Source organism: Bacillus sp. AR2-1 (assembly GCF_008368755.1).
Lineage (GTDB): Bacteria > Bacillota > Bacilli > Bacillales > Bacillaceae_G > Bacillus_A > Bacillus_A wiedmannii.
This window is the reverse complement of record NZ_QORY01000006.1, coordinates 115,566-128,862: the sequence shown is the minus strand read 5'-3', so window position 1 is coordinate 128,862 and position 13,297 is coordinate 115,566. Positions and strand designations below refer to the sequence as shown.

13 protein-coding genes and 2 pseudogenes are annotated in these 13,297 nt (G+C 31.4%); all 15 read right to left on the bottom strand.

The features are described from left to right. Positions 1 to 98: 98 nt before the first annotated feature. Complete coding sequence (locus tag DT250_RS05305) at positions 99 to 737, bottom strand: LysE family transporter (RefSeq protein ID WP_149212736.1); 639 nt, start codon at positions 735 to 737, stop codon at positions 99 to 101. Beyond that, positions 730 to 1,491, bottom strand: a complete 762-nt coding sequence (locus DT250_RS05300; RefSeq protein WP_149212735.1) for a YqcI/YcgG family protein — start codon at positions 1,489 to 1,491, stop codon at positions 730 to 732. The genes DT250_RS05305 and DT250_RS05300 overlap by 8 nt, the downstream gene beginning before the upstream one ends. A 23-nt stretch (positions 1,492 to 1,514) precedes the next feature. Then, positions 1,515 to 1,991, bottom strand: coding sequence for a YbaK/EbsC family protein (locus tag DT250_RS05295; protein WP_000278060.1), 477 nt, complete (start codon positions 1,989 to 1,991; stop codon positions 1,515 to 1,517). A gap of 736 nt (positions 1,992 to 2,727) precedes the next feature. Further along, a complete protein-coding gene (locus DT250_RS05290; protein WP_060487218.1) occupies positions 2,728 to 3,894 on the bottom strand; it encodes a serine hydrolase domain-containing protein in 1,167 nt (388 codons plus the stop codon). 228 nt (positions 3,895 to 4,122) lie between these two features. Beyond that, complete coding sequence (locus DT250_RS05285) at positions 4,123 to 4,629, bottom strand: DUF3902 family protein (RefSeq protein ID WP_097857780.1); 507 nt, start codon at positions 4,627 to 4,629, stop codon at positions 4,123 to 4,125. 193 nt (positions 4,630 to 4,822) lie between these two features. Continuing rightward, positions 4,823 to 5,557: a signal peptidase II gene (locus DT250_RS05280; RefSeq protein ID WP_149212734.1), complete on the bottom strand. Its 735-nt coding sequence runs from the start codon at positions 5,555 to 5,557 to the stop codon at positions 4,823 to 4,825. 15 nt (positions 5,558 to 5,572) lie between these two features. After that, on the bottom strand, positions 5,573 to 6,682 hold the full coding sequence (locus DT250_RS05275; RefSeq protein ID WP_149212733.1) for a DUF58 domain-containing protein: 1,110 nt from the start codon (positions 6,680 to 6,682) through the stop codon (positions 5,573 to 5,575). Continuing rightward, entirely contained in the window at positions 6,679 to 7,611 is a 933-nt protein-coding gene (locus DT250_RS05270) for an AAA family ATPase (RefSeq protein ID WP_149212732.1), read from the bottom strand. The genes DT250_RS05275 and DT250_RS05270 overlap by 4 nt, the downstream gene beginning before the upstream one ends. 211 nt (positions 7,612 to 7,822) lie before the next feature. Then, positions 7,823 to 8,287 (bottom strand): hypothetical protein, encoded by a 465-nt coding sequence (locus DT250_RS05265; RefSeq protein WP_149212731.1) that lies wholly within the window; start codon positions 8,285 to 8,287, stop codon positions 7,823 to 7,825. A 146-nt stretch (positions 8,288 to 8,433) separates the two neighbouring features. After that, positions 8,434 to 8,748, bottom strand: a pseudogene (locus DT250_RS05260) (immunity protein Imm33 domain-containing protein); the annotation flags it as partial. A gap of 99 nt (positions 8,749 to 8,847) precedes the next feature. Next, positions 8,848 to 10,095 carry a PoNi-like cognate immunity protein gene (locus DT250_RS05255; protein WP_149212729.1) on the bottom strand — a complete coding sequence of 416 codons (1,248 nt, stop codon included), beginning with the start codon at positions 10,093 to 10,095 and terminating at the stop codon, positions 8,848 to 8,850. Between the two features lie 28 nt (positions 10,096 to 10,123). After that, positions 10,124 to 10,771 (bottom strand): hypothetical protein, encoded by a 648-nt coding sequence (locus tag DT250_RS05250; protein ID WP_255450013.1) that lies wholly within the window; start codon positions 10,769 to 10,771, stop codon positions 10,124 to 10,126. 402 nt (positions 10,772 to 11,173) lie between these two features. Beyond that, complete coding sequence (locus DT250_RS05245; protein ID WP_000872947.1) at positions 11,174 to 11,608, bottom strand: SMI1/KNR4 family protein; 435 nt, start codon at positions 11,606 to 11,608, stop codon at positions 11,174 to 11,176. A 1-nt stretch (position 11,609) separates the two neighbouring features. Next, positions 11,610 to 12,323: pseudogene (locus DT250_RS32555) on the bottom strand (cytoplasmic protein); the annotation flags it as partial. 249 nt (positions 12,324 to 12,572) lie between these two features. Then, the gene (locus tag DT250_RS05235) at positions 12,573 to 13,289 is read right to left on the bottom strand and encodes a PoNe immunity protein domain-containing protein (protein ID WP_106074909.1); all 717 of its coding nucleotides are present in this window, start codon (positions 13,287 to 13,289) and stop codon (positions 12,573 to 12,575) included. Positions 13,290 to 13,297 lie beyond the last annotated feature (8 nt).

The window sequence follows — 13,297 nt, the reverse complement described above, 5'->3', positions numbered from 1 at the left end:
AATTAACCTATACCCATCGATTAACAAATTCAAAAACCAAAAGATTCGCGATGAATAAATTTCTAATAAATCACTATTCTCTCTAATCGTCAAAAAGTTCACAATAGTTGAGCAGTTCCTTTTACTGCCTCGTAGCCAAAATATATTCCAAACAGAATTAAAACAATGCCTGCTACTATAGAAATCCATTTCATTACTATATGATTAATAAATCTTCTACCAAAATGAATAGATGTAGCCATAAATATATCCCAAAGCATAATCCCAGCAAAAATGGCTGCACTATACCATAAAGCTTGTTCTTTTCCAATAGTATTCATGGCACTAGTTAGAACTGATCCATATATCCCTATCCAAAAAATAATATTTAATGGATTAGAAATTGCGATAGCAAACCCCGATAGAAAAGATTTTAAAGGATGTTCTTTTTCACCTGATGAAATATATTGAACTTGTTTAGTAGCTTCTTTCATACTTTCATAACCCAAATAAATCATCGTTACAAAACCAAAAATCCAAATGCAAAGTTGAGCAACTGGGGTTGTTAAATAAGTCGAAATACCAAAGTAAATTAAAAACATCATTACAACATCTGCTGACATTGCCCCGACTCCCACTAACCATGCACTCAAAAAACCATTTTTTATTCCTTTATTTATTTGAGCAACATTAATCGGACCGACTGGTGCAGACAATGAAATCCCTAATAATATATAACTGAATATCATGCTAATCATTTTTCTTCAACCCCGTAATAGGACATCTCATTACACTTTCTTCATTTGTTTCTGGTAACATATATTGTTTCCATTCAAAGGTTTCTTTTATTCCGTAATCCCCTATATCTGGATGCATTGGAATATCATTATATGCTAACAAACGTTTTCTAATCACTTTCCGCACTTGTTTCCCTTGTTTTGTATCACCTGTAATATCATCCAGAGTACCTCGAGGTTGTAACGTAATTTCAAGGCCGGTTCCTGTATATCTACTTTTTCTCTCAGAATATATTGGAGCCCTACAAACGACAAATATAGGTTCACCACCAAAACAAAATTCCCATTTAGCATTATAAGGATCTATTGGTATTTCTGCATTCCATGGCTCCGGATCATTTCTCATTAAAAATTGTAATACATTCCAAAATTGTTTTTTGTATTCTTCAGCCAGTAATTGTTTATTAGATGGTTTAAAAAATATTACTAAAGTAGTTCTCTTTGCAATTTGTTGATATGTTTTAATATATTCATAAATCCCATCTCTTAGTTTGAACAATCCATTTTCATCATAAGCCGATTCGGAAAATATATATCTAGACCAACCATGTTTCTCAGAATCCACTGCAAAATAACACGGAAATGGTTTAGATTGATCTAAAATGCTATCGTGAAAATTATTGAAAGATACAGTTTTCCACTCATCTAAAATCCCTTTATTTTGTTCTTCAATTATTCTCTTTTGATCGTATAAATACATTTTTGTAGTTGGCATTATTAAAATCCCTCCTAATATATTTATGATTTTTTCTCATATAGTAAAATATCATTCTCAACAATATTTAAAATTTCATTTATACTTTTTGTAGGTATTTCAATTGTTATCTCAGGTATACCGGGAGATAACAAAAATTTATTATAGTTATAAATTTTTCGATCTATAATAAGTGTGATTTCATTTGAATAGCCAAATGGAGATACGCATCCTGGAACACAAGAAGTTTTTTCTATTAACTCCTCGGCTGAACAAATAGAAATCCTTTTTCCAACCAACTCTTTCATAAGTTTTGAATCTAATTTTTCTCCTTCAACAGTTACAAATATGTAATAGTTATTTGATTTATCTTTTAAAAATAAACTTTTACTGGGTACACCTTCTAATTTAAACCTTTCTCTAATTTTTCTATCTGTTTCATAATCTAATATTGGCTCATGTGTATATTGTTTATACGATATAGCCGCTTCTTCTAACAGTTCTACTACTTGTTTATACATATTTATCCTCCCTTTGATTTCATTACACAATTTGAAAAGATAGCCTTTTCTATTGCTGTTCCCGCTCCCTATTCTTTTTCACAATATATTCAATTATAGTTTAAAACACAATTTAAATTGTAATAAAATACATATTTGTAATAAAAATGGAATTAAAATATAAAACCTATATTAATCATTAATTTCATAATAGTCAATCATTTAGACACAAATCATAATTATCTATTTTTGTATACTTAATTCTATTTGTTATTAATTCATACATATTGTTTCTTTTGAAAAAGGACTTGTATATGTGTTCTATTTTTCATCTTCCAAAAATGTTTTGTTTTATCCTTCGGAAATGCGTCAACATTAATACGCTTTAAGATATTAATTCATACGACAAAAGTACATTATTATGTAAATTAAGGAAATACATTTAAATATTTTTCAACAAAAATCAGAATTTACTTATTATTAACTCCGGAATCTATAACTACTTACCTTTGTATGTTGCAATATTTTAAAAATGTAAAAGTCACTATAAATAAGAAATATCAAATAAATATAATAGATTTATAGTAAAATGAAAAAATTTAAATACATCATTACTTTTCTTGTAACAGCACATAAAAATCCCGAATCATGGGAAGTAAATTGCTCATGATTCGGGATTTTTTAAGACTATATTTTAATAACAATTAAATCACATACAAGTCCTTATATACCTCTATAGTAGAACTCTTTTCATCTATTATTTCTTAAATTCAATTTGCATCATTTTATTAAACTGTGTACCAATATCAATCACACCTAAAGAATTAGTACTGACAGCCAATATATGTTTGCCACCCATTACTCCACCAGCAAAAGTAGTAAATCCAGGGATTCCTCCTGTATGCCCCCAAACTGATACACCGTTTGGAAGTTTAGTTTCATAGATCCCAAGACCATATCCATGACCAATGTCTTCTCTTTCTGTAGGAACTGTTGTCAACATTTCTTTTAGCTGAGTTTCCTTTAGTAACTTGCCACCAAGTAAAGATGAAAAGAACTTATTTAAATCGTCCGCATCTGAAATCATATCTCCCGCTGAATTAGCTAAACTCGGATTATAATACGTCATGTCTTTCAATTCACTTGTTTCGTCAATTTTCATATACCCTCGAGCATGATTCTTTCCTGGGATGACGGGTGAATTACCTGGTAAAAACGTATTTGATAGTTCCAAAGGCTCAATAATGCGCTTTTCGATTTCTTCTGCATAACTATTACCAGTTATTTTTTCAATTATCATTCCTAGTATTACGTATCCTGTGTTTGAATACGACCAACCTTTACCTGGCGAAAAATCTGGAGGTAGAGCAAGTCCTATCTTTACTATTTCTTCTGCTGCATACGTTTTCTTCGAATTCATTATGTCAGCGTCTTTTGATTTTAAGTATTCAGCTATACCACTCGTATGATTCAAAAGTTGACGTATCGTAATTTGATTGCCATCATACCCATTTCCTTGAATGAGACCTGGTAGCCACTTTTCAATTGGATCGTCAAGTTGCACACGATTTTCTCCTACTAATTGAAGAACAGTCGTAGCAGTAAAAGTCTTGGTCACACTACCAATTCGAAAACGATAATCCGATTTCATCGATTTCTTTGTACTTAAATCCGCCACGCCAGCAGTGTAGCTACTAGTTTTTCCGTTGTTAAAAGCCTTAGCTAATATACCTGGTGTGCCAAGCTGTACCGTTTCCTGCATTACTTGTTTCCAGCCATTCCGATTCTTTTGATCATGTGCTTGTGACGAACTAGAAATATTTTGAGTAGACTCTGCTTTTACAGTAAAACCTGGTGTAAATAGAGTAGTACCCGCTATTAACACTGCCAAACTTCCTAACTTTATTGAAGTACATTTTTTCATAAGGTTCTCTCCTCTTTTAAAATCGTATTGATTCAAGTTATACCTTAATCCTAAATGATAAAACTTTCTTTTTTCTTATCCATTCCTTACGAAATACTTACTTTCAAAATTTGACGACCAGATGTGAAAAGTAATGTATGAAAATAAAAAAGAACGTGTTTTCAATTTATGAAAACACGTTCTCTTACATAATTAAAACCCTATATCAACTTGTCATTTCATTCACTTTTACCATCCTGCACTAGCGTTCATGCCATTTCCGATAATAGTAAGTAGTAATGGCCACAGTACTGGCGCTAACGTAAGAAATAGATTTAGCAGTATAAGTATTCTATATCTTCCAGGGATATTATAATTTTTTCGATTAACAAATACTACAAAAACTAATAATATTATGGTCGCTAAAAATAAAAGTAACACTAACAACCAATACCAAACCATTAAACTGAGACTCCATGGCTGTAATAGCTCGTGTACAATACCAAAGGTGATTCCCAATACGGCAAAACTAAAGGTAGTAACTGTTGCTTTAATAAACAATTTACTTAACTTTATATCGTATGTATACTTACAATATAAATCTATTAACGTGTATAAAGATAAAAATGCCATTAATACACCTACCCAAGACAATAACCAGTCTCCGTCCTCTTTGAATAATAAGAACAACAACCAACACATACCTACTGCAGAAAAAACAAAGGAAATAAGTATGCTTTTCAATACCGATTTCATTACATTTTCACACCCTTAAAAAACTTAAAAATTAATTATAATTTATAAAAATTAAGTATAGGTTAACATGTAATGAAGTATAAGTAAATAAAGTTAATTTACAGTTAATACCATCTTCTTATTTAAAGGCAGTTTTATATATGAAAATGATTCATGATAATCAAATTTCTCTACAAAAAGTAAAGGTGGATATTTACGTATCCACCTTCCCATCTCCCTCTACCCACTTCATTATTTTTTCCACATCTAACTCCGTATACGTCTTTTCACCATAACGAACAGACTCATATAACGAAGTAATATTTCTCGTTCTACTAATTCTGCTTAACCATTGTTGCATCGTTTCATAGGATCTTCTCTGTTCGTGAAATGGTAAAGTTCTTTCCCACTCAACTAACGTTTTCCTTATCGTGTCTTTAGGTAACGGCTGTTCAAACTGATGCATCACTTTCTTGTTCTTTTCGGTTCTATCCGTTCTTTCTTTTGTTATCGATTGTTTATCCTGTCCTATTTCTGATTTCTTTGCCTTTTTCCTCATTAATTTATAAAAAGCATATAGAATGACCACTGCAATAAATACATAAAAAACGACACTAACCCATGAATTTGAAAGAACAGAAAACACATCAGTCCATGAATTTTTTCGTACAAAAAGTGGAATTTTCCTATCTATTTTTGTTCTTGTATCTACAACTCCTGTTTCTTCATCTATAATTCTTTCAGGTTCATCAAACTGTTCGTCTAAACTAGTAAAATCATAATTTCTTTCCGATATTGTCTCCGTCTTACTAGAAAAAAGCCCTTTTACCATGTCTTGTACATGCACAACACCTTGTGATAACGTTATCGCACTAACCGTAAAGAAAAGTATCATGAAAACTTTAACACTCCAAATCTTCCCTTTCATATGTCGCTCTTTATTAGCCATGACATAAACCCCTTCTTATTCTTTTATTACAACCCATTTATTCGTTCTACTATATTTCTTTGGTGAAGTACCAAGAATTAAAGGAACCGCATCCAGTTCTTTACGACGAAAGCCTGCTGTGTAAAAATAAGTAGAAGATACAGGCGTATCTTGGTCCGATATTGCGGCAAGTACTTTTAATACATTTTGCAAATGTTTCCGGTTATGACCGTTCTTTATATGCAATAATCCATTATCTTTTACGCTATTGATCCATACTTCAAATGAGCAGTTTTGTATGAGCAATTGTTTACATATGCCTGCCGTTAATTCAATTAGTTCCTCTGTATCATTTCGCAAAGAAATGCCACTTTTATTTTGCAAGTTGAGATATATCGCATATTTGTCTGATTGTGTTCGCTCGTACTTTTTCGCAGTTATCGTCCCTGTTTTCGCTGTTGCACTCCAGTGTATAGAACGAAAATCTTCATTTTCATACGATTTCACTCCCATTACTTTCGTTTCATCATATAAGGGTGATGACATAGCTTTTCGAAATCCTCGTGACCATTCTTGCAATTCAGGAACTTGCATTTTCGGAACAGCTGGTAAAACTAAATAGGACGGCGTTTCAACTTGTTTATATGTTATATGGTTCGTTATGAATCCAAAGGGATCCATAATGACAATTTCAACTTCTTCCCATTTCGCAATTCCTCTTTTTACAGCTACAGCTTGCAAATCAAATGAAACTGACTCTCTTCCTTTTAAATGTAAATTCATATAATAATTTGAACCTGTATTCGTATTTTTGTTTATTTCATCATGATTCCAAGTTAACTTATTTTCACATTTAAATCGAAATACGATATTGAAAATAGGGAATAACGACTTGTTTGAAATTTTCATTTTGCACACATTCGCTTCACCTATAAAAATATTTGAATTCCCTTGACTGTATTCCCATTCAACACGAGATACTGTACGTATGTACACATGCATCGCACCTATTAAAATTACATATAAAAATACGAGAGATAAAAACAGTAGATTACTTGAAAATACACATAAAATAACGGCTACAACTGACATAACTCCAATTACGAAAGGCTCCGCTAACGGTGTATACACAAGTTGTTGATTCATTGTACATTCTCCACTGGCACATTAATTGTATGAAGAATTTCTTTCATGATTTGTTCTTTCGTCGTTTTCATCTCCCCCTCAATCGTTAACGTTAAACGATGAGCGCAAACGGCTGCAGCAAGCGTCTTAATATCATCTGGCGTACAATACTCTCTTTCATTTAATATTGCCCTTGCTTGAATTGCTCTCATAAATGCCAAAGTACCCCGCGGACTTACACCAATTTCAATTAACTCATGTTTACGCGTTGCCTCAATGATTTCAAGAAGATAATCTTGCACATCATTCCCTACTAGCACTTCTCTTGCTCGTTTTTGCACTATAATAATTTCTTCAGTTGAAATTATTGAATGTAACGTTTCTAACGGATCATTCATTTGAAAACGATTCATCATTTCCTTTTCAGCTTCTCTCGTAGGATAACCTTGGCGTATTGTGAGTAAAAATCTGTCTAACTGAGCATCAGGTAAAGGAAATGTACCGGCCGACTCAAGAGGATTTTGCGTTGCAATTACTAAAAAAGGTTCTGGTAATGAATGTGTCTGTTTCGCAATTGTAACAGTACGTTCTTCCATCACTTCCAGTAACGAAGATTGCGTTCTCGGTACAGCTCGATTAATTTCATCCACTACTACTATATTTGCAAAAATAGGCCCTAACCTCGTTTTAAATTCCGATTCCTTCACATCAAAATATTCGAGACCAATAACATCGCCCGGCAAAGTATCCGCTGTAAATTGGATCCTTTGAAATTTAGCGTCTACACTTTTAGCCAAACTTTTTGCTAATGTTGTTTTTCCCGTCCCAGGTACATCTTCTAATAAAATATGTCCCCTTGCTATAAGAGCTATAGCTGCAAGTTCAATCGCTTCATCTTTTCCTATAATAACCTTCGAAATATTGTTCGTAATTTTCTTTAATGTACTCATATAGTAACCTACCACCTTTAAATTTTCTAAAAATTAAGAATATATTTTTAGAAAATTATAACATATGACACGAAGTTGAAACAGAGCAACAAGCAAACTTATATTTTTACTTTACTCCACGTAAAAAAAGCACCTATTGTCGTCTGTTGACAATGAAGTGCTTAACTCTCTTGATTTTCATATTGGGCATTTGACACCTTGTATAAATACATTATCTTTCCTCTCTGCACAAATGAATATAATGACCAAAATTAGGAAACACATCCCAGTTATTTTCAGGATCATCATGATTCTCTCGTTCCTCAACTAACCCTCTATTCACATCCACCTTTTCCATTACTGTATAACCATTTTCGTGGAAATTGAAAATCATGCTAGTTTTTTCTTTTTTATTCGTATCATTATATTCCCAATACATAGCTGTTCTTAAGAAAATTCTATTATCATTTATAACTTCAAAATCATAATTTAAATACTTACGAACTAATTCATCATAAAACCCAACTGAAACCCAATCTTTTGTAATATTAATAACATACTTAATCCTTTCACCTTCAATTAACAAGGCCGTATATGGTTCGTTATTTTGATGACACAAATATGCTTTACACTCATCAATCATATTCCAAGGTTTCTTTCTAATATCTGACCACTCGTCACAATAATAAATTTTCATAGTTAATAGTCCCTACCTCCTACCTTATAAACCTCTTAAAAATATGCCTCTTTTCTATTTTTTTCATCATATTCTATAAAATAAATACTGTAAGTCAACACTTATAGACTTACCATGATCGTTAATAGTCTCAATTGATATTCACTTCATTTCTTATCTGTGTCACCCCAAATATCAACATCACATTCATTTAAAATCACTTTCATTTCGTCCTTCTCAAATACTACTAAATAATTATACGGTAAGGCTAGCACTTCAATAATTTCAGGTTTCATTTTTAATAATTCATGGGCATATATGATTTCCAATTCTCCTGATACTTCTTCATTGTTAGGACCTATATACCAACCTGAATCACCTTCATCACAACCAATAGATCTTTGTAAATACACCTCTTCTTGTTGCAACACATTTTTCGCTATCACAATCTTATCGTTAAATTTTATTAATTGTCTCTCTATTTAACTAGTAACGCTTTATATAATCGTTCAGAACGTTTCTCGATTTTATTATTTGCATTTACCATAAATTCAAAAATTTTGCTTTGAACAATTTGTTCGTTATAGAACTTCCTCTACATCAACACTCTCTATCTTCACTTCATACATATTTGGGATATTTACTTCTTTCGGTACCCATGCATAATAATTTTGATCATTCTCTAAAACGAATTGAACTAACTTTGTTTCTGATCCATTCCAGAAATTTTTAAGATTATCAATGTAGTCCTCTAAATCTTCTTTATAGTCCAATTGTAATATATAATCTCTTACCGTCAGGGCAAACACAATTAAACTTCCTAATAGGTTTTTTTGCTCATTTTCTTCTTCATACTCTTGTGGTAAGAACCACACTTGACCTATTCCTATCGTTTTTTTGTATTTTTCATAAAAACTACTATCATCCATATTCTCATAGTCATGTATTAATTCATTGACCAATGAATGCCATTTTGGCGGAATAATATTTTCCAATGCAGGATTATGTTCAATTCCTTCTACTATTTCTTCATTTTCTTCTGTCTCATCTTCATAGTGATATTCACTTAGGTCTATATGCTTAAATTTCATTTCATTTTTATAATGTGCCAAATCATAAGGATAGTGATTATTATCTTTTAAACTTATATCATCCAGTTCCAAAATTTTTGCAAGCGCTGCCGTTTCAAAACTCCAATATCCTACATATCCAGGTTCTTTATGCGCATTTTCCCATTCATAATCATAATGGCCTCTAAACCATTCTTTCTCCATGTACGTTTGTAATCTTTTAGACGCTTCTTTTTTATCTGTTTGTGCAAGTTCTATAATCTCTCTCGTTTTTGCATATGGATTTTCTTTATAATATCTGTTCGTCATGTTTGTGTATCCAATATCACTAGCGCATAAGAGGAAATCAATTACTGCGTCATTCATATTTTCCTTCTCAACTAGCTTAGCTAAACTTACAAGATTCTTTTTCTCCGTCTCTAATAAAATTCCTAGAGATATCATCCAAATTAGATTTAAATATCCAACTTCTCTTTCCCCTATATGCCCCAAATCAATAAGAGCGTTGTCAAAATCTCCTTCTATTGTATGGATAGCTTCTCCTAGGGAATATTTTGCGTTAATATCCTCTAACTCATAATTAAAATTTAATAGATACCTTCCTTCTATAAGACTTTTATTATCTTTAGCCTTTCTTTGAATACCATTCCTTTCATCTTCTTCAAAACTTTTAATCTCCTCTCTATTTTCCTCAATAAACTCTTTATTATATTCTATTCCTTCTCTACATTTTTCTTCTATACATAAAGGATCTCTCATACTATTCAATTCCTCCTAGTGCCTTAAATTATGGCCATTCTCCAATTATGTCTCCCTTTGCATCTATTCTAAATGTTTTCACATTTCCACTACTATCAACCTTTGATAACACTCTCTCAACTTCCTGATCTTGTAATGCTTTCGTAATCTTTGATGCTAATTTTGCATCTCCATCAACAGCCTTCAATATCCTACTTTTTCGGGTCTTCGCACCATTCAACCAATCATTTGACATTTGTCGTCCATCTTTAGTTTTTCCTAATTGTGAACTACCAAACTTTGCTTCATCAATAACATATTTAATATTTGAATTTTGATTTGCATTTTCGTATAATCCATCAATTCCTTTTACTATTTTATCATTTATACCTGTTGGTGCACTTTTTCCGACTGGTTTTAAATCAAATCCAGCTTCTTTTAAACTTTGATTATTCAATAAATTGTCACTAGATTTTATTTCACCATAATTACCTTTTTGCTTATTGGTAGCTGTTTTTGCATCAAAATTATCTACAGTTTTATTTTTGTTACTGCTAGGTTTACCGTTACCACCATCTTTAGACTTCGCAAACTTATAATAAGCTTCTATCAATTCACCTTGTGGTATTTTGGTTATGATAGTTCCACCAACACTAGAGAATGCATAGGAAGCCTCTTTCTTAAATGATTGTAACATTTCAAGCGTAGGCTTCAATTCTTTTGCTAGTTTTACTGCATTAGCAAATGTACTTACTCCACTTGATGCTTTTGCTCCTTTTGCGATATGGCCTATTGAAGATTTAGCTAAACTCTGCTATATCTATATAAATAAATAATAAAAATAATATGTTGATGAAGTTGCTAAAAATCAATTAGATATTATGGAAGGTTATACAAAATCCCAAAATGTGGATATTCGAATAAAAAACTCCAGTCATGATTCATAAAATCACTGGAGTTTTCATCTTAATACATACTATAGTTTTTATCATTCATCCGATTACAAAAGCCGTTTCCTAATCGAACGAGCTTCTACCCTCTTTTCAATAAGACTACGTTCTCGAACTATGATTATTTGATAAAAATATTTCTTCTTATTTCAATCAATTAAATCCATATAATATAAATCATTTTCTGATATTTTTGCAAGAAAATCTTCTAGTGAATCGGCAATTTTAAATTCATCATAATAAATCCCATTATTTTCCTCTGTTGTTAATTTAATTGAAATTAAAACTGTTTCATTACCTTCAAAAAAGATTATTTCTTCTTCAAGATCATCATAAACTTCAATGTCTGGAAAAAATTCATAATCATTTTGCTTTAATCGAAAATCTCTAATAGAATAAGGGTCCATAATACGATTAATATTGTACTTAGAACCTTTGATAAAGCCATACCCAACATTTAAGAAGAAATCTTTTAGTTCTTTTGGAAATTTCAAACCTAATACCTCTTCCACTTCTTCTATCTCTTCTAATGCTACTGGATAAAAGCTATTATGTTTATTTGATACTAGATAATCATACTTCATATTATTTACCTCCATTAAAAAGTTTATTTCCTGGTGAACCCGAACCATGAATACCACCTTGATGCTCATTAGGAAATTTAGCAGGATGGATATTCCACCACTCATGTTCCCCACGATAAGAGTTTTCAATTATATGATGAGCATCATAAGGTTCTCCTTTTTTTCTTAAGATTTTTCCTGTTTTCTCTGAAATCACATCTTCTGTATAAGTTGGCCATTTTTGACCAGTTTGTTTTTCCCATTCATCAATTAATGAATTCTTAATTTTATTAAACTCTCGTCTATATCTCTTTGTTTCTGAAGACGTCATCTTTTTATATTCTGTATTTCTTAATGCACTTTTTAATTCTTCCATTTGGTTTTTTGGTATTTTTCTATTTGTCTGTGTTTCAATATCTCGTACATATTTTCTAATTAGTTCTCCATCAATCTTACTTCCAGCCCCACTGACGCCCTTACCAACATCACCCTTACCCTTACCACCATCTTTAGACTTCGCAAACTTATAAAAAGCTTCTATCAATTCGCCTTGAGGTATTTTGGTTACAATAGTTCCACCAACACTAGAGAATGCATAGGAAGCATTTCTCTTAAATGATTGTAACATTTCAAGGGTAGGCTTCAATTCTTTTGCTAGTTTTACTGCATTAGCAAATGTACTTACTCCACTTGATGCTTGTGCTCCTTTTGTGATATGGCCTATTGAAGATTTAGCTAAACCCTTCAATTAATTTCTATATACAGATGTAAGCAGAGGGTGATAACAATATGTTGATGAATTTACTAACATTCAATTAGATATTATGATTATTTAGATAAAAAAAACAGTGATAATTCCTAATTAGTTCTGCATCAATCTTACTTCTAGCTCACTAGATCCCTTACCAACATTACCCTTATAGATACTTTAACACAAACTAAAAAATCCACAGTGTAAAAAGTTGAACACTGTGGATTCTTACATTTATTTTCCTTGATAATGCACCATATCATAAGGGTAGTATAAAGTATTTTTTAAACTTGAATCATCTAATTTTAAAATCTTTACGATTGCTCCGCTTTCATAACTCCAATAACCATTGTAGATATCATTTTTATTTTCATGTGAGTCATACCAGCCTGTATCACTATGCCCCTTATACCATTTCCCCTCTAAATATTCTTTCAATTCCTTTACTGATTCTTCTTTATTCTTTGCATTGATCACATGATAAATTGATTTATATGGGTCTGCAAAGATAAATTCTGTGGTATTCCCTTCCCAATTTTCACCTTTATAATTAAATAAAAAATCAATCAAATAATCATTCAATTTCTCTTTTTCTACCAACTTTTCTAATTCAATTATATAATCTTTTGAAACATCTAGCATTATCCCAATAGAAAGAACCCACAATAAATCTATATATCTATATTTACCACTCCATCCCTTTTTCATCGCCTCAATTATTTCGGGGTAAAAATCTCTTAGTACTTCCATAGGTCTTCCCATTGAATATAAACAATTAAATTTATCAATACAAATTGATTCAATATATCCATAAGCTCTTTTAATACTACCTAAATCATTTGGTCTTTCATTTTTTACTTTTATTGCTAATTCTTTATATTTTTCTATTCTATTATTCTGTCTATTTAAATAATCCTCGAAATAATCTTCATTTTTTAAAATATCTCTCATTTTATTCT